This is a genomic window from Alcanivorax sp. REN37 (assembly GCF_041102775.1).
Classification (GTDB): Bacteria; Pseudomonadota; Gammaproteobacteria; order Pseudomonadales; family Alcanivoracaceae; genus Isoalcanivorax; species Isoalcanivorax beigongshangi.
In genome coordinates, this window is sequence record NZ_JBGCUO010000002.1 from 192,477 (window position 1) to 212,206 (window position 19,730).

Genomic DNA, 19,730 nt, shown 5'->3' on the forward strand with positions numbered 1-19,730 from the left:
CACGATGGCTGACTTTTCGGAACTGCGCGCCGCCTTGGTGGCGCGCCAGCAGGCGCAGCGCTACCGCACCCGGCTGACGCAGGCGGCGCCCTGCGGCCGCTGGGCCGACGTGGACGGCGAGCGGCTGCTGAACTTCTCCTCCAACGACTACCTCGGCCTCGCCAGCGATGCGCGGGTGCGCACGGCCTTCCAGCGCGGCGTGGCCTGCCACGGTGTCGGCAGCGGTGCCTCGCACCTAGTGTGTGGCCACAGCAGCGTGCACCAAGCGCTAGAGGACGCGTTGGCGGATGCCGTGGGGCAGCCGCGCGCACTGCTGTTTTCGTCCGGCTATATGGCCAACTATGGCGTGCTTACCGCGCTGCTGCGCAGCGGCGATGCGGTGTTCCAGGATCGACTCAACCACGCCTCGCTGCTGGACGGCGGGCTGGCCAGCGGCGCCCGGTTTCGCCGTTACCCGCACAACGACGCCGCCACGCTGGGCGAATGGCTGGCGACATCGTCGGCGCCGCGCCGGCTGGTGGTGACCGACGGCGTATTCAGCATGGATGGCGATGTGGCGCCGCTGGCTGCATTGGCGGCGGCGTCGGAACGCCACAATGCGTGGCTAATGGTGGATGACGCCCACGGTTTCGGTGTGCTCGGCAGCGACGGTGCTGGCAGTGTCGCTGCCGCCGGGGTGGCGCCGCAGCAGGTGGCCGTGCATATGGCCACACTCGGCAAAGCGCTGGGCGTTTATGGGGCGTTCGTGGCCGGTGACGAGGCGCTGATCGATTACCTGATCCAGTTTAGTCGCCCTTATATCTACACCACTGCGCTGCCGCCGGCGCTGGCCAGTGCGGCGTTGACCGCGCTGACGTTGATGCAAACCGAGCCGTGGCGGCGTGATAAGCTGCGCGCCCTCGGTGCGGAGTTCCAGCGCGGACTGGCCGACCTCGGTTTGCCGCCAACCGGTTCCGACACCGCCATCCAGCCCATTGTGCTGGGGGATGATCGGCGCACTTTGCAGGTGGCGCAGCGGCTACGAGCGGCCGGCCTGTTGGTCGGTGCGATTCGGCCGCCAACGGTGCCCGATGGCGCCGCGCGCCTGCGGGTGACACTGAGCGCCAGCCATGAGCTGGCCGACGTGCGGTTATTGCTGACCGCACTGGAGCGCGCACTGGCATCCCCCGGCCCCGCAGCGAGCGAGAGCCGATGACACTGCAGCCATTCCACAACATCTACCGCAGCACCGGCGGCGCCCCCGGCGGCGACTTGGTGCTGCTGCACGGCTGGGGCCTGCATTCGATCGTCTGGGACGAGGTGATGCCGGCGCTGCTGGAGCACTTCCAAGTCACCGTGATCGACCTGCCCGGCATGGGACAAAGCCCGCTGCCGTCCGCACCTTACACGCTGGAATTGCTGGTCGAGCAGGTCAGCGCTGTGATGCCGGCGCAGGCCCATGTGCTGGGCTGGTCGCTGGGCGGCCTGCTGGCGCTGGCGTTGGCGCAGCAGCGGCCGCAGCAGGTGCGCTCGGTACTGACGGTGGGTACTTCAGCGCGCTTCACCGCCGCCGAGCACTGGCCGCACGCCATGGCGCCGGCGTTGCTGGAGCGCTTTGGCGCGCTGCTGGCGGAGGATGAAAATGGCACTCTGATCCGCTTCCTGGCGCTCAACTGCAAAGGCAGTCCGACGGTGCAGGACGATGTGCGCAAGCTGAAAGACATTCTCTACTTCTGTGGACTGCCGGCCGGGCGGGCACTGCGCGGCGGGCTGGAAATTCTCGCTGGCACCGACCTGCGCGCTGTTGTGCCGGCAGTGTCGCAGCCGCTGGGCATGTTGTTTGGCGAGCACGATCATCTGGTGCCGGCCAGCGCTCTGGCGGCGCACCAGACGCTGCGGCCGGATGGCTTCCATGCGCTGTTGGCTGATACCGCCCACGTTCCATTCCTATCCCACCCGACGCTGTTCATGGATGCGGTGTGGGACTTCTATCGCCACGCCGGGGTACGGCTCGACTGAGCCTGCTGGCGGTATGGCGCCGCCCCTGCGTTTGTAGTTCGGGAGAGCCTCATGACCGCCGCCCGCATTGCGGCCCATTTCGGCCGCGCTGCTGCCGATTACGATCACCACGCCCAGGTTCAGCTGGCGGCAGCGCGTACTTTGCTGTCGCTGCTGCCGGAGCAGGCCGCCGGCATCGGCGTCGATCTGGGCGCCGCCACTGGACCCGTGGCAGAGCGGTTGCAGCGGCAGTGCCCGCGCCTGCGCTGGCTGGCGCTGGATCTGTCGTTGCCGATGCTGGAGGAAGGCCGCCAACGCGGCCGTTTCGACGCCGCCTTCACGCCGCTGTGCGCTGATGCTCGCGCGCTGCCACTGGCGGCCGGCTCGGTGCAGCTGCTGTACTCGTCTTTCGCGTTGCAATGGTGCCCGCAGCTGCCGGCGTTGCTGGCGGAGTTGCGCCGGGTGCTGGCGCCGGACGGCTTGTTGGCGCTGTGCGTGCCGGTGGCGGGCAGCCTCGCGGAACTGCAGCAGGCGTGGGCCGCGGTGGATGACGATGTGCATGTGAACCCGCTGCCGAGCCGGGACGATTGGGCCGCGGCGGCTGCCGCCGGCGGCTGGGCGCCGGAACATTGGCATCAGGCGCAGGTGCGCGAGTTCTATCCGTCGGTAGCCGCGGTGGGCCAGCGCCAGCGCGCCACCGGCGCCCACTATGTGCCCGGTCGTGCCCGCGCCGGGCTGCTGCCGCCGTCGCGCTATCGCGCCATGGTAGCGGCCTACGAACAACAGCGTCAGCCACAAGGGCTGCCGCTGACCTGGGAACTGCTCTACACGGTACTGACACCATGCTGACTGCTCGCCCGCTGCCGCTGCACGGCCGTTTTTTTGTCACCGGCACCGACACCGAGGTCGGCAAGACCTGGGTCTGCAGCCAGTGGTTGCAGCGCGCCCGCGCCGCCGGCCAACCGGCGCGTGGCTTCAAGCCGGTGGCGGCCGGTGCTGATGTGGAGGTGGCGCCGGGCCAATGGCGCAACAGTGATGCGCTGGCGCTGCAACAGGCGGCCGGCAATGTGCTCGCTTACGACAGCGTCAATCCGGTGCTGTTGCCGGCGCCGCTGTCGCCCCACCTCGCCGCGGCCGCGATCGGCCGCACTGTGACGGTGGCGCAATTACAGCAGCACTTGGCGGGCCACTTAGCGGTCACCGAGGGGCTGACGCTGGTGGAGGGGGCCGGTGGCTGGCGGGTGCCGCTCAACGACAGCGAGACACTGGCCGATCTCGCGCGGGTGTTGGCGCTGCCGGTGGTGTTGGTGGTGCGGTTGCAGTTGGGCTGCATCAACCATGCGCTGCTCACCGCCGAGGCGATCGCGGCCGATGGGTTAATACTGGCCGGTTGGGTGGCGAACCAAATGCCGGGCACCGCCATGGCGGCGTCGGCGGACAACATCGCCACGCTGCGCGCGCGGCTACCGGCGCCGCAGTGGCATTGGTGAAGAGAGCTTAGTGGGCGAGCGCTCGGTTAGCGCCCGCCCACCCGTGTCAGACCACCTGATTGCTGGCTGGAACGACTTGTTCCGGCAACTGGCTGTGGGCCGCCAGCCAATCGGCCACCGCCGGCCAGATCTGCTGCGGTGCACTGCTGCCGCCGAGAATCCCCATGTGCCCGCCGGGCACCTCCAGCACTTCGACATCGTCACTGCCGACTCGATCGCGGATCGGCAGCGTGCAGTCACGGGTGATGATCACATCGTCCCGACCGATCACCAGCAGTAGCGGCGTCCGCACCTTGCTGAGCCGCTCCGGTTCGCCGCGTACCGGCATGCGGCCGGCCGCCATCACGTTGTCGGTCCATAGGTAGCGCACCACGTCCTGCATGATGCCGCCGGGGTAGGCCACCATGTCGTCCAGAAACGCTGCGTTGGTGGCGTGGGTGCTGACAAACTCCCGGTCGCTGAGGTTGCGCAGCAGCTCCAGGTAGCTCTGCGCGGTGGCCACCGGCGCGGTGAGTTTGAATGCCAGCGCATTGGCCCAGCCCGGTGAGCGCAGCAGCCGGCGTGGGGCGCGGTGGATGTGCCAGCCGGTGCGCTGCTGCAACCAGCGCAGGGTGCGGCTGAGGCGCTGATAGTGCTGCCCCAGCGGGCCGTTGGCGTGGTAATCGCACGGCGCACCAAGCAGTGCCAGTCCCCGCAAGTCCGGGTCGCCGCTGAGGGCAGCGTAAGCGAGCGAGAACATGGCGCCGAAGCTCCAGCCGTGCAGCGACAGCTGTTGCTGGCCGCTGTGGGCGCGCACCGCGGCCAGCATCTCTGGCATCAGCTCAGACAGATAGGTATCGAAGTGCCAATGGTTCTCGGCGCTGCCGGGACGGCCCCAGTCGATCAGGTACAGCTCGAAGCCGCGGGCGCGCAAGTAGCGTACCAGACTGCGGTGCGGGAACAGGTCGTACAGGCGCATGTTCACGGCCAGCGGCGCCACCAACACCAGCGGGACTGGCAGCGGCTGTTCGGCCACCGCCACCTGAATACCGTCGACATCGATGTGGCGCTCGGCCAGCGGCGGGTAATAGCGCAGGGTGACGCATTGGTGTTGGTGGATGACCTGCCACGGCGTGCGTTCGGCCTGGATCAGGTCCGGGTCGCGGCGCCACCAGGCGCGGCCGTTGTCCCAAGCGTGTCGAAGTGAAGCGGTCATGCTGCGGTCCCCCGAATGAGCAAGCTCGGCAGTGTAGGGTGGCTCTCGGGTGCGACCCTTGGCAGCGGCGACGCCCGTGCGCGCCGGCGTGCCGATGGCAAACCGCCTAACGGCGATGTGGCGGAACCGCGATGGCAGTCGGCTAGGTATGTGGGCGGGGCCGCTGCAATGTCACGCAGCAAAGTAGGGTGCGGTGCGGCGGCACCTGGATGGGGCTTCGGGCAGGGAGGGATCAAGTGCTGCGCGGCGGCGTTCAGTAAATGCCGGCGTCGAGTCCGGCGGCCAGCGTCAGGCCAAGTTCTTCACATTGACTGAGGAATTGGTCGTCCCAGTCGCCGCGGCACAGCAGCGGGGGCTGCACCAATTTCCAGCGTAGCCCGGTAAGGATGCTGTCCAGCGCCCGGCGGGTGCCGGTGCCGTCATGGCCGGCGCGGATGTAGAGCGCGCAGGGCAGCCCTTGGGTGCGTTCCAGCAGCGGGTAATAGCTGCGGTCAAAGAAGTCTTTCAGGGCGCCGCTCATGTAACCGAGGTTCTCGGGGGTGCCGAGCAAAATGCCGTCGGCGGCGAGCACGTCGTCAGGGCCGGCCTCCAGCGGGGACAGCGTGCGCACCTGCACGCTGCCTGCCAGATCCGGGTGGGCCGCGCCGCGCGCGGCGGCGTCACGCAACCGCCGGGTGTTGTCCGACGGCGCGTGGGCGACCACCAGCAGGGTCTTCATGGCTCAGTGGGCGAGCGCACCGTCGATGGCAGCGCGCAGCGCGGCATCGTCGGCAGCGATGTTGGGACCGAAGCGGGCCACCACATCCCCCTGCTTGCCGATCAGGAATTTCTCGAAGTTCCACAGCACGTTGGGGGCCGGCAGGGTGGCAATGCCCATGCCTTCCAAGCGCTCGCGGAACGGTGCCGAACCCTGTGCCTCCGGCAGTGCCGCGGTCAGTGCCTGGTACAGCGGGTGCTGGTCGTCCCCGGCCACTGAGAGCTTGCTGAACAGCGGGAAGCTGACGTCGTACTGGGTTTGGCAGAACGTCTGGATCTCGGCATCGGTGCCGGGTTCCTGTTCCTTGAAGTTGTTGGCCGGGAAGCCCAGCACCACCAAGCCTTGGTCTTTCTTTTCCCGGTACAGCGCTTCGAGGCCTTCGTATTGCGGGGTCAGGCCGCATTTGGAGGCGACGTTGACGATCAGCAGCACCTTGCCGGCGTATTCATTCAAGCGGGTGTCGCGGCCGTCGATGGTGACCAGCGGGATGTCATACAGAGAAGCCATTGCAACCTACTCCTAGCAATGAAGGGGGCGGTCATGGTGACAGCTTTTCGTTGCGGTCGCGAGGCGCCGCAGCGGGCGTCTCCAGCGCGTTCAGGATCGGGCAGCTGGGCGCGTCATTGCCGCTGCAGGCGCGCACCAGCAGGTCCAGCTCGCCGGCCATTTCTTGCAGCTGGCGGATACGTTCGTTCAGTGCCGACAGGTGATCGGCGGCGATGCGACGCACATCGGCACTGGCCCGGTGACGGTCGCGCCACAGCGTCAGCAGTGCCCCGGTTTCCTCCAGCGAGAACCCCAGCGTGCGGCAGCGGCGGATGAAACGCAGCTGCTGCACGTCTTGCTCGGTGTAGTGGCGGTAGCCGGCGCTGCTGCGGGCGGCCGGCGGGATCAGCCCAGCTTGCTCGTAGTAGCGGATCATCTTCGCCGACAGCCCGGCGGCGGCCGCTGCCGCGCCGATGTTCACAGCACAGGCTCCAGCCGCCGCAGCCGCAGCGCGTTGGTGAGTACAAACACGCTCGACAATGCCATAGCACCGGCGGCGAACATCGGTGACAACAGCGTGCCGGTGAGCGGGTACAGCGCCCCGGCCGCCACCGGAATCAACGCAATGTTGTAGGCGAACGCCCAGAACAGGTTCTGGCTGATGTTGCGCAGCGTGGCGCGGGACAGCGCGATGGCGCGGGTGACGCCGGACAATTGCTCTGACAGCAGCACCGCATCAGCACTTTCGATGGCAATGTCGGTGCCGCTGCCGATCGCCAGGCCCACATCCGCCTCGGCCAAGGCCGGGGCATCGTTGATGCCATCGCCGACGAAGATCACCGGACCGTGCTCGGCGCGCAGCTGTTGGATCAGGTCGCGCTTGCCCTCCGGCAGCACGCCGGCGTGCACCTGGTCGATGCCAAGTTGGCGCGCAATGGCCGCAGCGGTGGTCGGGTTGTCGCCGGAAATCATCACTGTGGTCAGTCCCGCACGGTGCAGCGCGGCGATGGTGTCGGCGGCATCGGGCTTAGCGGTGTCGGCCACTGCCACCACGCCGGCGGCGCGGCCGTCTACCGCGATATAGAGCGGCGACTTGCCGTCGTTGGCCCAGCGTTCACCGGTGTCAGCCAAGCTGCCCAACTCGATGCCGTCGGCGGCCATCAAGCGTGGGTTGCCCAGTGTCAGCCGGCGGCCGTCCACGGTGGCGCGGATGCCGTGGCCGCTGAGGGCTTCAAAGTCGGTGGCCGCTGCCAGCGTCAACCCGCGCGCCTGGGCCGCATCGGCGAGCGCTTTCGCCACCGGATGCTCGGACCCCTGCTCGGCGCTGGCGGCCCAGCCCAGCAGCGTGTCGGCGTCAATATCGCCTAGCGGTTGCAGGTCGGTGAGTACCGGGTGCCCTTGGGTCAGGGTGCCGGTTTTGTCGAACGCCACCACTTTGGCGTCGCGCAGCGTTTGCAAGGCGTCGCCCCGGCGCAGCAGCACGCCCATGCGGGCCGCGCGGCCGGTGGCCACCATCACCGATACCGGCGTCGCCAGACCCATGGCGCAGGGGCAGGCAATGATCAGCACCGCCACCGCATTCACCAGCGCGTAGCCGAGGCTCGGGGTGGGACCCAGCCACAGCCACAGGCCGAAGGTGAGCAGTGCCACCGCCAGCACTGCCGGTACGAAGTACAGCGTGACCCGGTCTACCAGCGCCTGCACTGGCAGCCGCGCACCTTGGGCGTCTTCCACCATGTCGATGATGCGTCCGAGCGCGGTGTCCGCGCCGACGTGGGTGGCGCGGTAGATCAGCGTGCCGGTCTGGTTGAGGGTGCCGGCGGCGACCTGGTCGCCGGTCTGTTTCGACACCGGCATCGGCTCGCCAGTGAGCATCGCTTCGTCCACCGTGGAGGCGCCGTCTTCCACCGTGCCATCCACTGCCAGTTTCTCGCCCGGACGCACTTGCAGCAGGTCGCCGACTTGCACCGCGTCCAGCGCCAATTCCTGCCACTGGCCATCGCGCTGAACGCGGGCGGTGGCCGGCTGCAGGTTGACCAAGGCGCGAATGGCGTCGCCGGTGCGGCCACGCGCCAGCGCTTCCAGCCAGCGGCCACAGAGCACCAGCGTCACGATCACGGCGGCGGCTTCGAAGTAAACGTTGTCGGTGCCGTGCGGCAGCCAGTGCGGCATGAAGGTGGTCACGCTGGAGTACAGCCAGGCGGCGCCGGCGCCCAGTGCCACAAGAGAGTTCATGTCCGGAGCGCGGTGCCACAGGCGTGGCAGGCCGTCGACAAAGAAGCGGCGGCCAGGGCCGACCAGCACCAGCGTGGTCAGCACAAACTGCGCCAAGTGGTAGCCGCCGAGGCCAATCTGCATGTTGATCCAGATGCCGATCGGCGGAAACACATGGCTGCCCATCTCGGTGATGAACACCGGCAGCGTCAGCAGTGCGGCAATCAGGGTGTCGCGGCCAAGTCGGCGGCGTTCGGCGCGCTGTTCGGCATCGCGGTCGTGTTTGGCGCGCGGGGTGGCCAATTCGACCCCGTACCCGAGCGGCGCCAGCAGCGCTGCCAGGGCGTCCACACGGGTACCGGGGAGGACGGTCACACGGGCCTGGTGGGTAGCGATGTTCACATCTGCCGCCAGCACGCCGGGAGCCTGTTCTAACTTGTGCTGCACTTTGGCGGCACAGCCGGCGCAGGTCATGCCGCTGATCGCCAGCAGCAGGGTTTCTTGGCGGGCGGGGAAGCCGGCCTGCTGTAGTGCCTGCACCAGGTCGGTCAACGCTGTGCTGGGGTCGTGCTGCACCCGGGCCTGCTCGGTGGCGAGGTTCACTTCCACTTGTTCGACGCCGGCCACGCCGCGCAGTGCGCGTTCCACATGGCCAACGCAGGACGCGCAGCGCATGCCTTCAATATCGAGACGGGTTTCAACGGACATCACTTAGGGCTCCTGCTGTCAACGCATGCCGGCGATGATTAACCTTCCCCTAAGGGCAAGGTCAAGTGCTGCACTGTGGGGTTGACCGCGGCCCGGTGGCGACCGTCATACTGTGCGCCGTGAATGGAGGGACGGGCATTGCTGCGTCGTTTGGGAGTGCAGTTGCTGGCGGTGATCTGGCTCGGCATGGCGCTGAGTGCGGCGGCGATGCCGTGCGCGCCGCTGTGCCTGCCCGCCGACGGCCACAGCGCCATGGCCCACTGCGACGACGGCCAGATGACCCATCACGATGGCCACGATCTGCAATGCGAATTGCAGTGCTTGATGTTGGCGCAGTTGCCGCTGCCCAGCGCGGCGCTGTGGCTGCCGCCCTCGATCCCGGTGTCGGCGCCGTTCGCGCGCCTAGCCCCGCAACCGCTTACGCCCCACCTTGATGCCCTGCTGCGTCCGCCCCGCCTGACTGCCTGATCAGCCGCTTTTTCTCATCCAATTTGATCAGGAGAATCACCATGGTGTGGTCCCACACTGTGGGGCGCCGTCCGCTTGGCGCCCTGGTGCTGGTCCTCTCGCTCGGCGGTTGCACCCTTGCACCGCCCGACGATGGTCCGGCCCGTATCGATGACTTGTTGGCACAGCGCAATGTGCCCACCGCCGCCCCGCAACCGCTGGGCGCCGCCCCGCTCAGCCGCGAGCTGGCGATCATGTATGCCTTGCACCAAGGCGCCCAGGGGCGCGAAGTCCGTGCTGCGCTGGGCAGCGCCGCCGCCGGAGTGCTGGCAGCGGCGCAATGGCAGAACCCCACACTCTCGTTGTCGTTGCTGTTCCCAGATGGCGACGCCAGTCGCGAAACCGGCGTTGGTTTGGCGATGAATGTCAGTGAACTGTTGCTGCGCCCGTCACGGCAGCGGCTGGCGGCCGGTGATTATGAGCAGGCATTGCAGCGCATCAGCCTCGGCCTGCAGGCGTTGGCGTTGGACACCGAGCGCGCGTGGTACCAGCTGGTGGCGGCGCAGCAACAGCAGGCGTTGCAGCAGGTGGCGGATGACCTGGCGGCGCTGCGGCTGACGGTGGCACAGCGCCATCGCGACGCGGGTAATCTGACGCCGCTGGAGTGGGCGCAGGTGCAGCGTGACCGTAGCCAGTCAGCGCTGGCGTTGGCGCGCAATGGGCAGCAACTGCTGCGCGCGCGGCTGCAATTGGCCGCCCTCACCGGCCTGCCGGCGCAGGGCAACTGGACGGTGCCGGAGTGGCTACCGCAACCGGCCGGTCAGCTGCCGGCCGCTGCCGAGTTGAGTGGCGCGGCATTGGTGTCACGGTTGGACCTGCTGTGGTTCCAGCAGGCACGCGTGCAGCAGCAGGAACAGTTGCAGCAAGTGCAGCGGTTCCGCTGGCTCGGCAACCTGTCGCTGGGCGCCGAACACGAGTGGACCGAAGGCGGCGGGCGTCAGTACGGGCCGTCGGTGTCGTGGGGCATTCCGCTGTTCCACCGCAACCAAGCGGCGCGCGCCCGTGCGGCAGCGGAACTGGAGCGTGCCGAGATCGCCTTGGCGGCGCGCACTGAGGCGGCTGAACGTGAGGTGCAGCTGGCTAGCGGCCTGCTGGACAGTCAGCGCACTCAGCTCGATCAATGGCAGCACACCATGCTGCCCGCACTGGCAGCGGTGACGCTGGCACGCCAACAGCGCGTCAACTTCATGCTCGATGGGGTGTTCGACCTGTTCGATGCGCGCGCAGCGGAACTGGCCGGCTGGCAGCAGTGGAGCACACTGCTGGCGGACTACTGGGACCTGCAACTTGAATTGGCCGCTGCCGTGGGCCAGCGGTTGGAGGTGGCGCAGACCGCAGGCGTGATGCCGGCGCCGGTGGCGCAAGCGCGCGGTGAAGGCAGTGCTGGTCATAGTGGCCACGGGTCTCACGGTGCTCACGGTGGCCATGGGATGGCTGCGGGGGCGGCGCATGCTGGCCACGCTGAGACCGGGCAGGCTGAAGCCGCGGCCTCCGGCGCGGGGCGCGGTGTGGGGGACCATGCGGGTCACTCGAATTCTGATCATGCGCATCACGCCGATCATTCGGACCCTTCAGATCGCTCGGCTCATTCGGACCATTCGGCCCATTCGGCTCATCCGGCTCATCCGGCTCATTCGGACCATTCGGACCATTCGGACCATTCGGATCATTCGGATCATTCGGATCATTCGGATCATTCGGACCATTCGGACCATTCGGATCATTCGGACCATTCGGATCACTCGGATCATTCGGATCATTCGGATCACTCGAACCATTCCGGGGGCTCCGAACACGTCAGCCATCCCGACCATTCGGCGCCGCTGAACTCTGGTGGCGATCCAGATCAATCCAGGCGGTCTGCTAGCCCAGGCTACCCAGCCGCTGTGATCAGCCCTGGCCGTAGCGCCGAGGCCGATGGCGGTCAGCCGACCGCGTCAGTCACCGGCAAAGCGGTCGACCACCACAGCGGTGGCGGCGCGCCACATCCTGCTGACGACGCATCCCGCTCCGGTGATGGCGTCGTCGCCGATCATGCACACCACGTAGCGCCGGCGGCGCCGGGCCAACCCGGTCACAGCCGTCCAGCTGCCCACCACCAGGGAGCACATTGAGATGAAACGTCGTGATTTTTTGTTGTCGGCGGGCGCCTGGGTGTCTGCCGGCGCCGCCTTGTCCTCGGTAACCGCAGCGGCGGTGGCTGCGCCGGCGTCCGCAGGTCGCGCGGCGCCGGGGCCGTCAGTACCGGTGATCACGCCCAACGGCTGGAGCTTGCCGTCACGCTGGGTCAAGGGCGCGCGCGAGTTCCATCTGGTGGCGGAGGAAGTGCGCCATGAGTTCGGTCCCGGCAGTGTGGCCCGCTGTTGGGGGTACAACGGCGGCACGCCGGGGCCGACGCTGGAAGCCATCCAAGGTGAAACCGTGCGCCTGTATGTCACCAACAAACTGCCGGAGCCGACCACGGTGCATTGGCACGGGCTGCGCTTGCCGTGTGGCATGGATGGCGTGGCGGGGCTGACGCAGCCGGCGATCCCGCCCGGCGCCACCTTCGTGTACGAGTTCGAGCTGAGCGATGCCGGCACCTTCATGTACCACCCGCACGCCAATGAAATGACGCAGATGGCGCTCGGGCTGATGGGCATGTTCATTGTCCATCCGCAGGGCGGCGATCCGGCGCCGGTGGACCGCGATTACGTGTTTCTGCTGCATAACTGGGCGTTGCCGCCGGGCAGTGAGCGGCCGGACCCGTCAGTGATGACCGACTTTGATCTGTGGACCATGAACGGCAAGGTGTTCCCGTCCATTGATCCAGTGGTGGCGGCCACCGGTGAGCGGGTGCGCATCCGCCTTGGCAACCTGTCGATGTGGAACCATCCGATGCACATGCACGGTGTGCACTTCGACGTGACCGGCAACGAAGCCGGGCGCTGGCCGTCGGCGCAGTGGCGGCGGGAGGTCACCGAGATCGTGGCGGTGGGGCAAACCCGTGATCTGGAGTTCGATGCGGTGGCCGGCGACTGGGCGTTCCACTGCCACATGTCGCATCACACCATGAACGCCATGGGCCACGAGATCACCAACCCGGTGGGTGTGCAGCAGCAGGACCTGCAAGGCCAGTTCGACCGCCTGCTGCCGGGACACATGGCGATGGGTGATGGCGGCATGATCGAGCACCAGCAGCACGTGGAGGCCGGACACATGCCAGGGCCACCCAATACGCTGGCAATGATGGCCGGTCACGGCCAGTTCGGCGCCATTGGTATGGGCGGCATGATGACGGTGGTGAAGGTGCGTGATGGGTTGCCGAAAGGCAGCACCGCCGATCCTGGACACTACCGCCATCCGGCTGGGACGGTGGCGCGGGCGGTGCAGCAGGCGCCGCCGTTGGTGCGCCGCCCGCAGTGACGGTTCGGCGCACTGTGTGGCGTCAGAACGCGCACTAACAGTGTTGGGTTTGGTGCCATCAAAAAACCCGCAGCGGTAGACCGCTGCGGGCTTTTTTTAGTGTGAGGCGCGGTGACTTACTCGGCCGGCTGCACCTCGAATTGCAGCGTCCAGGTTTGCGCACTGGTGGCCACCTGCGGGTCGCTGTAGGCCACCTCGGTGAGGTGGAAGCGCGCGTAGCTGCTGCCGTCGGCACCGCGAATCAAGGCCGCGCCGTCCGGGTTGGCTTTGATCATGTGCTTGACGACGCCCGCTTCTGCCGCGGCAGCGTCGGTGGAGTAGTAGGTGAACCAGCCGAAGTTGAGCGGTGCCGGGTAGGTGCCGCGGTAAGGACTGTTGAGGCGGGATTCGGCGCTGTCTTTGATCCAGCCACTGGCGTTGGTCGGCACCGCGAACTGGTTGTTGGTCAAGTCGGCGCGGGTCAGGTCGGCGTTGTTCGGGCGACGGAAGACGCTCGCCACCGGTTTGCCGTTGGCGTCATAGAAACCTGCCGGCGTGGCGCCAATGAAGCCGCCGGCGTTGCCGGTGCCAGAGATGCCGGCGTTCAGCTTGATGCTGTTGCGGCGCAATGCCACGTGCCAGTCGGCTTGCTCGGGAGCATCCACCACGGCGCCGGTGTCGAGGTTGAAATGCACCCACTGGGTCTCGCTGGACGCGTCGATGGTTTCTTCGCGCAGGGTTTGGTTGCCCTGGTCAGAGCTGCGCTCGAACCAGCGCAGCGTTGGCCAGCCGGACGCGGTGCCGCTGGGGCCGCCGTAATAGCCCACCACCTGCAGCGCGAACACTTTGTTGTCGTTGCCGGACAGCGCGTCGGCGTTGGAGGCGTTGTCGGTGATCAGGAACACGCGGTAGTTGGGGTACAGGTTGTGGTCGCTGCTACCGCCGAGCCCGTACTCGAACACGGAACTCTGGATCATGTTGTCGCCGACGAACACGCTCTTGGCGAAATCCGCCACATACAGGGTGCTGGGCAGCTGACCGACTTTGGGGTCGGTGGTGGCGTTCTGCCACTGGCTGAGTTCGCTCCAGCTGTAATCGAAGGGACCATTGAAGGCGCCGCCTTGGCCGTCGGCGGTGACGCCGCTATGGGTCCAGAAGCTGGCGTAGCTGCCGGTGCTGAGTACTTTCAAATCCCAGTCGTTGCCGCTGCAGTCGGGTACTTCGCGGTTGGCATTGAAATCGAAGCACAGGCTGTCGCCTTTGGCTGGCAGCTCAAAGCGCCATTCGGCTGAGCCGGAAAAGCGATTGCCATCACCGGGGCCTGGGCCTGGGTTCGGGGTGGAGTTGGAACTGGAGCTGCTGCCGCAGCCGGCCAGCAGCGCGGCGCTGAGGCCGAGGGTCAGAGTCAGGATCGACGATCGCATGGGGGTGTGCTCCTTGCTGGGTGGGGTCAGCGCTGCCATTGGTAGCGGGCGCCGAGGTAAACGTAACGACCGGCCACGGGGCCGAAGTCCGGGATTTCAGATGGGTCGGTGCTGTCGATGAACTTGCGCTGCCGGTCGAACAGGTTGTCGATGCCGGCAAACAGACGCAGGGCCGGGGTGGCATCGTGGTTCAGGCGCACATCCCAGGTGTACCAAGACGGCGAGTAGTCGCCTTGGCCGGTGTCGGTCAGTTCCCGCGACTGGCCGCGGGCGCGCAGGCTCAGGGTGGTGCGCTGGTTGGGCAGGGTCAGATCGCTGTTGAGGCGCAGAATGTGGCGCGGTCGGCGGGTCAGGCGCGCGCCGGTGTCGAGGTCTTCGGTGTGGGTCCAGGTCCAAGAGCCGCCCACGGTCAGCGGTGTCAGCGGCTTCCACTGCACGCCGGTTTCCACGCCCCAAGTGGCGGCGCGAGCGATGTTCTCGTAGGTGTAGGTGGTCACGCCCCCGCCACCAGTGACCGGCTGGCTCATGTCGATTTGGATCAGGTCGGTGATGCGGTTGTAGAAGGCGTTCACATCCAGCGTCAGCTGGTCCTGCCAGCGCAGGCTGGTGCCGAGCTGCACGCTGTTGGATGACTCCGGCTTCAGGTCGGGGCGGCCGATGACTTTGTAGCCAAGCGCGGAATGGTCGAACAGGAAATGGCGTTCTTTGAGGTTCGGCACCCGGTAACCCTGACCGACACTGGCGCGCATTTCGCCTTGCCAAGCGTCACCCTGCAGGTAGTCGTAGCGCAACGCGGCCTTGGGGGCGGTATGGCTGCCGAAGTCGGAGTCGTACTGGTAGCGGGCGCCGAGCACCAATTCCAAGCGCTCACTCAGGAACACATCGTTTTGCAGGAACAGCTCCTGGCTGTCGCGCTGGGCGCGGCCGACGCTGAGCTCGGAATGGCCGTTGGCGCTTTGCCACAGCTGCTCATCATGCAGGTCGACGCCCACTTGCCACAGCTGGCCGGCCCAGGGCGGCAGGTCCAGTTGCAGAGTCAGGTGGCTTTGCTCCACCTTCGCATCGCGCTGGGTGACCAAGCTGTGCTGCGACAGTGCCAGTGAGTCGCTGCGGTAGCGCTCAGTGACGCCTTTGGCTTCCAGCGACAGGCCGTTGTCGGCGCTCCAGCGGGCGCCGCCACTGAGCCGGTCACGGCGAATGTGTTCGTCTTTTTGCTGGGGCACCAGCACCGACGGCACGTAGCGTAAATAGCGTTGGCGGGCGTCTTCTTCGTAGCGCTGCACCTCGCCCCAGGCGCGCAGCGGGCCGTCCGGTTGCCAGCGCGCCATGGCGCTGTACTGGCTGCGCTCAACGGCGTCCCCGCGTCGGGTCCATGCCAGCGGTTTATCGGAGAAGCCGTCGTCCTGCTGCTGGTCGGCACCGAGGCTCCAGCGCCAATCTTGATTGCCGCCGTCCACCTGCAACTGTCCGTGGCGCTTGTTGGCGTCGATGCGGCGGGCGCTGTCGTTGCGGGTGCCGTAGCTGCCCACATCGCCCAGCGCGGTGATGCGCAGGCCAGATTCCGGCACCCGCGTAATGACGTTAATGACACCGCCCATGGCGGCGCTGCCGTACTGTGCTGACGCCGCGCCTTTGATCACCTCAATGCGATCGACTTCGGTGAGTGCGTATTGGCTCAGGTCTACGGTGGAGCCGGTGCTGGCACTGATCGGCAAGCCGTCGATGAGGATCAGCAACTGGTCGGAGGTTAGCCCTTGCAGCGAGGCTTCGAAGCCAGATTTGCCATGGATCTCGCGCAACTGCACGCCGGGCACGTTCTCCATCGCTTCTTTGAGAGTGCGGGCATGGGTGCGATCCAGTTCGGCACGGGTCACCACTTCGGTGCGGATCGGTGCGTCCTGCTGGGTGCGTTCGGTGCGGGTCGCCGTCACCACCACCGGTGACAGGTCGGTGGGCGTAGCGGGGGTGTCAGCGGAGGCCGCTGCCGACAGCAGTACCAAACCGGTGACCGCGAACGACCACCGGGGCGAAAAAAGAGAGGACATCGAAGGGGCTCCGCGCGCAAATGCTAACGCGGATGTTAATGATAATAATTATCATGTCTAGCTTAGGCGGGGCCGCCGCCGCCGAATTAGGTGAGGTAATTCAGCGGCAGGGCGGTGGAATCCACCACCTTGCGCATCACGAAACTGGAGTGCACGCCGCTGACCCCGTCGATGCGGGTCAGTTTGTTGAGCAAGAACTGCTGGTAGCGGTCCATGTCCGGCACCATCACCTTGAGCAGGTAGTCGGCGGATTGGCCGGTGATCAGATAGCACCACTGCACTTCTTCGTAGCCGGCTACGGTTTCCTCGAAATGCTGGAAACGCTCCGGTGTGTGCCGATCCATGCTGATCTGCACCAGAATGGTCAGGTCCAACCCCAGCGCTTTGTGGTGCAGCAGCACCGCCCGCCCCTTGATGACGCCGGCGTCCTCCAGCTTCTGCACCCGGCGTGAGCAGGGCGAGGGCGACAGGCCCACCTGTTCCGCCAATTGCTGGTTGGTGAGGCCGCCGTCGGCCTGTAAAGCGGCCAAAATGCGACGGTCGTAGCGGTCGAGTTTGATGGTGGGCTGGGTCATGGCAATAAATCATCGTGTCTGGCGTTGTTTGGGCAATCTATCACCAAAATAAATCGCTATCGACCGCAATAAGCACGCCGATTGCGCAGGGGGGCGCCTACACTGTGTCCTATCGTCAGTGCCGCCAGCCAAACGCCGACCGGCCCGCACGGGAATCTCCAGACCCCGGAGAGAAAGCCCGCACCACCAGTGCAACGGGTGTAAGATTGGCCCCCTTGGCATGACTGCCAAGCCATTCTCGAAGACGGACCGCACTGCGGTCCGTTTGTTGATCTGAACCACGGAGCAGTCCCGACATGGCGTACGACCACCGCAAATACGTGCCCTTCACCCCAATCCACCGGCCGCAGCGCCGCTGGCCGGATCAAGTCATCACCGAATCCCCGCGCTGGTGCGCCGTGGACCTGCGTGACGGCAACCAGGCACTGGTGAAGCCGATGACGGTGGCGCAAAAAACGGTGCTGTTCCAACTACTGGTGGATGTCGGCTTCAAGGAAATCGAGGTCGGTTTCCCGGCCGCCTCCCAGCCCGATTACGACTTCGTACGCAAGCTGATTGAAGAGAACCTGGTGCCGGACGACGTCACCATTCAGGTGCTCACCCAGGCGCGCGAAGAACTGATCGCGCGCAGCTTTGAAGCGCTCAAGGGCGCGCGCAAAGCCAACGTGCATTTGTACAACTCCACCTCCCGCGTGCAGCGCGAAAAGGTGTTCCGTCTCGATGTGGACGGCATCAAGGCGATCGCCGTGGCCGGCGCCGAAGCGCTGGTGCGCCACGCGCAGGCCAACCCGGCCACTGAGTGGGTGTTCCAGTACTCACCGGAAAGCTTCACCGGTACGGAGCTGGAGGTGGCGGCCGAGGTCACCAACGCGGTGATCGATGTGTGGCAGCCGCAGAACGGCCAAGAGGTGGTGATCAACCTGCCGGCGACGGTGGAAATGAGCACCCCCAACGTGTTCGCCGACATGGTCGAGTGGATGGGCGAGCACCTGCACCACCGCGAGCACCTGTGCATTTCGGTGCACACCCACAACGACCGGGGCTGTGGTGTGGCCGCCGCCGAGCTGGCGGTGATGGGCGGCGCCGACCGTGTGGAAGGGACCTTGATGGGCAACGGCGAGCGCACCGGCAACATGGACATCGTCACCATGGCGATGAACCTGTACAGCCAGGGCGTGGATCCGCTGCTGGATCTGTCTGATGTGAAGCGCATTGCCGAAACGGTGGAGTCGGTGACGGAAATCTCCACCCATCCGCGCCACCCGTACGTGGGCGAGCTGGTGTTTACCGCGTTCTCCGGCAGCCATCAGGACGCTATCCGCAAGTGCCTGAGCACCTACAGCGAAGGCGACAAATGGGAAATTGCCTACCTGCCGATCGACCCGCGTGATCTGGGGCGCCGCTACGAAGAAGTGGTGCGCATCAACTCACAGTCCGGCAAAGGCGGCGTGCTCTATGTGTTGGAGCGTGATTTCGGCATCACCCTGCCGCGCTGGCTGCAAATCGAGTTCTCCCGCGTGGTGCAGGGCTTCGCTGAGAACGAAGAGCGCGAAGTGCAGACCGATGAAATCCACGGTTTGTTCGAACGCCACTTCCTCAGCGTGCCGGCGGATTGGGAAATGCTCGGCTATGAACTGAACCGCGAAGGCGAGGCGGTGGATGTGCGCATCCGTGTCGGCAATGCCAGCGACTCGGAAGTGATCGAAGGCCGCGGTCGCGGCGGCGTGGAAGCGCTGGTGGCGGCGCTGTCCCAGCGCACCGGCGTGGCAATGTCGGTGGAAGCCTACGACGAGTTCGCGCTCAACGAAGGCAGTGATGCTCGTGCGCTGGCCTGCGTGCGCATGCGCGTCGGCGATGAAGTCACCAGCGCGGCGTCGCTGGCGGACGACACCACCTCCGCCACACTGCAGTCGGTGTTGTCTGCGGTGGGCCGCGTCACCGCCGCCACTCAGGCGCAGTTCAAAGCCGGCTGAGGCTGCGCTGCGGAACGACCCAACGGGGTGGCTCAGGCCACCCCGTTTTCGTTGCCGCCCATGGCCAGCGGCAATTGCTCGGCGAGGAAATCCACCAACTGCCGCACGGTGGGCGACAAATGCCGGTGGCGCGGGTACACCGCCCACACCGCGGTATCGGCAAAGCGGAATTCCTCCAGCACCGCCCGCAGTCGCCCGGCTTGGATGTGTTCATCGACGTAGTAATCCGGCAGCTGTGACAGCCCCAGCCCGCGCAGCGTGGCATCCAGCAGCGTCTGCCCGGAGTTGGCTTGCAGGCGGCCGCGCACGCGGATCTCGCGCCGCTGGCCCTGTATCAGAAAACGCCAACTGTCCAACGAACCGAGCAGGCACGGATAACGCACCAAGTCGTTGGGGTGCTGCGGCGCGGGGTGCTGGTTGAACAGCGCCGGGCTGCCCACCACGCGCTCCTGGCGGCCGCATAGACGGCGTGCAATCAGGCTCGAATCCTGCAGTTCGCCGAGCCGGATGGCGACATCGAACCCTTCTTCAATCAGCGCCACGCGGCGGTTGGTGAAATGCATGCGCACTTCCAGCCGTGGGTGCAGCTGCATAAAACGGTTGATCAGCGGTGCCACATGGCGTTCGCCGAAGGTGGTGGAGGCGGTCAGTTTCAGCAGTCCGCGCGGGCTGGCGTGCAGGTCGGCCAGCGCCGCTTCGGCTTCGCGGAAACCGTCCAGCACTTGGCGGCAGTGCTGGTGATACAGCTCGCCCGGCTCAGTGAGGCGAATTTGCCGTGTGGTGCGGTACAGCAGCGGCACGCCGAGCTGCGCCTCTAATTGGCTGACCAGGCGGCTGACGTGGGAGGGCGATACCTTCAGCCGCCGGGCGGCGGCGGAGAACGAACCTTGTCGCACCACTTCGACGAAGGCTTCCACCCGGTCCCAATGCTTCATTGTTGCTCCCTGGCAATGATGTTGTTACGCAAGCCGTATTTATCCGGCAGGGGGCAATAA

Annotated in this window: 17 protein-coding genes; 8 read left to right on the forward strand and 9 right to left on the reverse strand. The window is 66.5% G+C overall.

From position 1 onward, the window contains the following. Positions 1-4 precede the first annotated feature (4 nt). From bioF to bioD, 4 genes are read left to right on the forward strand one after another with little or no spacing between them, the layout of a single operon-like run. Positions 5-1,195 carry an 8-amino-7-oxononanoate synthase gene (gene bioF / locus AB5I84_RS12565; RefSeq protein WP_369456256.1) on the forward strand — a complete coding sequence of 397 codons (1,191 nt, stop codon included), beginning with the start codon at positions 5-7 and terminating at the stop codon, positions 1,193-1,195. After that, on the forward strand, positions 1,192-1,998 hold the full coding sequence (gene bioH, locus AB5I84_RS12570) for a pimeloyl-ACP methyl ester esterase BioH (RefSeq protein WP_369456257.1): 807 nt from the start codon (positions 1,192-1,194) through the stop codon (positions 1,996-1,998). The genes bioF and bioH overlap by 4 nt, the downstream gene beginning before the upstream one ends. A gap of 51 nt (positions 1,999-2,049) precedes the next feature. Further along, positions 2,050-2,826, forward strand: a complete 777-nt coding sequence (locus AB5I84_RS12575; protein WP_369456258.1) for a methyltransferase domain-containing protein — start codon at positions 2,050-2,052, stop codon at positions 2,824-2,826. Beyond that, entirely contained in the window at positions 2,820-3,467 is a 648-nt protein-coding gene (bioD, locus tag AB5I84_RS12580; RefSeq protein ID WP_369456259.1) for a dethiobiotin synthase, read from the forward strand. Before AB5I84_RS12575 ends, bioD begins: the two co-directional genes overlap by 7 nt. Positions 3,468-3,513: 46 nt before the next feature. Here the strand turns inward: bioD and AB5I84_RS12585 are convergent, their stop codons facing one another. The 5 genes from AB5I84_RS12585 to AB5I84_RS12605 form a co-directional block, all read right to left on the reverse strand. After that, positions 3,514-4,662, reverse strand: a complete 1,149-nt coding sequence (locus AB5I84_RS12585) for an alpha/beta fold hydrolase (protein WP_369456260.1) — start codon at positions 4,660-4,662, stop codon at positions 3,514-3,516. A 253-nt stretch (positions 4,663-4,915) separates the two neighbouring features. Further along, positions 4,916-5,380 carry a flavodoxin family protein gene (locus tag AB5I84_RS12590; RefSeq protein WP_369456261.1) on the reverse strand — a complete coding sequence of 155 codons (465 nt, stop codon included), beginning with the start codon at positions 5,378-5,380 and terminating at the stop codon, positions 4,916-4,918. Positions 5,381-5,383: 3 nt separating this feature from the next. Then, complete coding sequence (locus tag AB5I84_RS12595; RefSeq protein WP_369456262.1) at positions 5,384-5,926, reverse strand: glutathione peroxidase; 543 nt, start codon at positions 5,924-5,926, stop codon at positions 5,384-5,386. A 31-nt stretch (positions 5,927-5,957) separates the two neighbouring features. Beyond that, the gene (gene cueR, locus AB5I84_RS12600; RefSeq protein WP_369456263.1) at positions 5,958-6,386 is read right to left on the reverse strand and encodes a Cu(I)-responsive transcriptional regulator; all 429 of its coding nucleotides are present in this window, start codon (positions 6,384-6,386) and stop codon (positions 5,958-5,960) included. Next, a complete protein-coding gene (locus AB5I84_RS12605; RefSeq protein WP_369456264.1) occupies positions 6,383-8,827 on the reverse strand; it encodes a heavy metal translocating P-type ATPase in 2,445 nt (814 codons plus the stop codon). The genes cueR and AB5I84_RS12605 overlap by 4 nt, the downstream gene beginning before the upstream one ends. Positions 8,828-8,965: 138 nt before the next feature. Here AB5I84_RS12605 and AB5I84_RS12610 point away from each other — a divergent pair, with 138 nt between their 5' ends. Genes AB5I84_RS12610 through AB5I84_RS12620 form a run of 3 tightly spaced genes read left to right on the forward strand, consistent with a single transcriptional unit; the run spans position 8,966 to position 12,739 of the window. Beyond that, on the forward strand, positions 8,966-9,295 hold the full coding sequence (locus AB5I84_RS12610) for a hypothetical protein (protein ID WP_369456265.1): 330 nt from the start codon (positions 8,966-8,968) through the stop codon (positions 9,293-9,295). A 41-nt stretch (positions 9,296-9,336) separates the two neighbouring features. Next, positions 9,337-11,448: a TolC family protein gene (locus tag AB5I84_RS12615; protein WP_369456266.1), complete on the forward strand. Its 2,112-nt coding sequence runs from the start codon at positions 9,337-9,339 to the stop codon at positions 11,446-11,448. 1 nt (position 11,449) lies between these two features. Next, a complete protein-coding gene (locus tag AB5I84_RS12620) occupies positions 11,450-12,739 on the forward strand; it encodes a multicopper oxidase family protein (RefSeq protein WP_369456267.1) in 1,290 nt (429 codons plus the stop codon). Positions 12,740-12,855: 116 nt separating this feature from the next. Here AB5I84_RS12620 and AB5I84_RS12625 read toward each other — a convergent pair whose 3' ends face one another. From AB5I84_RS12625 to AB5I84_RS12635, 3 genes are all read right to left on the reverse strand, one after another. Continuing rightward, the gene (locus AB5I84_RS12625; RefSeq protein ID WP_369456268.1) at positions 12,856-14,142 is read right to left on the reverse strand and encodes an HmuY family protein; all 1,287 of its coding nucleotides are present in this window, start codon (positions 14,140-14,142) and stop codon (positions 12,856-12,858) included. A 26-nt stretch (positions 14,143-14,168) separates the two neighbouring features. Then, complete coding sequence (locus tag AB5I84_RS12630) at positions 14,169-16,187, reverse strand: TonB-dependent receptor plug domain-containing protein (RefSeq protein WP_369456269.1); 2,019 nt, start codon at positions 16,185-16,187, stop codon at positions 14,169-14,171. Between the two features lie 86 nt (positions 16,188-16,273). Next, positions 16,274-16,762: an Lrp/AsnC family transcriptional regulator gene (locus AB5I84_RS12635; RefSeq protein ID WP_369456270.1), complete on the reverse strand. Its 489-nt coding sequence runs from the start codon at positions 16,760-16,762 to the stop codon at positions 16,274-16,276. 296 nt (positions 16,763-17,058) lie between these two features. On the opposite strand from AB5I84_RS12635, the gene AB5I84_RS12640 reads away from it, so the two are divergent. Next, the gene (locus tag AB5I84_RS12640; RefSeq protein ID WP_369456271.1) at positions 17,059-18,735 is read left to right on the forward strand and encodes a 2-isopropylmalate synthase; all 1,677 of its coding nucleotides are present in this window, start codon (positions 17,059-17,061) and stop codon (positions 18,733-18,735) included. Between the two features lie 32 nt (positions 18,736-18,767). Here AB5I84_RS12640 and AB5I84_RS12645 read toward each other — a convergent pair whose 3' ends face one another. Further along, a complete protein-coding gene (locus tag AB5I84_RS12645) occupies positions 18,768-19,670 on the reverse strand; it encodes a LysR family transcriptional regulator (RefSeq protein WP_369456272.1) in 903 nt (300 codons plus the stop codon). Between the last annotated feature and the right edge of the window lie 60 nt (positions 19,671-19,730).

Excerpts from the sequence above, each read along its gene's own strand:
- bioF (WP_369456256.1), top strand. The coding sequence starts at position 5 with ATGGCTGACTTTTCGGAACTGCGCGCCGCCTTGGTGGCGCGCCAGCAG.
- bioH (WP_369456257.1), top strand. The coding sequence starts at position 1,192 with ATGACACTGCAGCCATTCCACAACATCTACCGCAGCACCGGCGGCGCC.
- AB5I84_RS12575 (WP_369456258.1), top strand. The coding sequence starts at position 2,050 with ATGACCGCCGCCCGCATTGCGGCCCATTTCGGCCGCGCTGCTGCCGAT.
- bioD (WP_369456259.1), top strand. The coding sequence starts at position 2,820 with ATGCTGACTGCTCGCCCGCTGCCGCTGCACGGCCGTTTTTTTGTCACC.
- AB5I84_RS12585 (WP_369456260.1), bottom strand. The coding sequence starts at position 4,662 with ATGACCGCTTCACTTCGACACGCTTGGGACAACGGCCGCGCCTGGTGG.
- AB5I84_RS12590 (WP_369456261.1), bottom strand. The coding sequence starts at position 5,380 with ATGAAGACCCTGCTGGTGGTCGCCCACGCGCCGTCGGACAACACCCGG.
- AB5I84_RS12595 (WP_369456262.1), bottom strand. The coding sequence starts at position 5,926 with ATGGCTTCTCTGTATGACATCCCGCTGGTCACCATCGACGGCCGCGAC.
- AB5I84_RS12605 (WP_369456264.1), bottom strand. The coding sequence starts at position 8,827 with ATGTCCGTTGAAACCCGTCTCGATATTGAAGGCATGCGCTGCGCGTCC.
- AB5I84_RS12615 (WP_369456266.1), top strand. The coding sequence starts at position 9,337 with ATGGTGTGGTCCCACACTGTGGGGCGCCGTCCGCTTGGCGCCCTGGTG.
- AB5I84_RS12620 (WP_369456267.1), top strand. The coding sequence starts at position 11,450 with ATGAAACGTCGTGATTTTTTGTTGTCGGCGGGCGCCTGGGTGTCTGCC.
- AB5I84_RS12625 (WP_369456268.1), bottom strand. The coding sequence starts at position 14,142 with ATGCGATCGTCGATCCTGACTCTGACCCTCGGCCTCAGCGCCGCGCTG.
- AB5I84_RS12630 (WP_369456269.1), bottom strand. The coding sequence starts at position 16,187 with ATGTCCTCTCTTTTTTCGCCCCGGTGGTCGTTCGCGGTCACCGGTTTG.
- AB5I84_RS12635 (WP_369456270.1), bottom strand. The coding sequence starts at position 16,762 with ATGACCCAGCCCACCATCAAACTCGACCGCTACGACCGTCGCATTTTG.
- AB5I84_RS12640 (WP_369456271.1), top strand. The coding sequence starts at position 17,059 with ATGGCGTACGACCACCGCAAATACGTGCCCTTCACCCCAATCCACCGG.
- AB5I84_RS12645 (WP_369456272.1), bottom strand. The coding sequence starts at position 19,670 with ATGAAGCATTGGGACCGGGTGGAAGCCTTCGTCGAAGTGGTGCGACAA.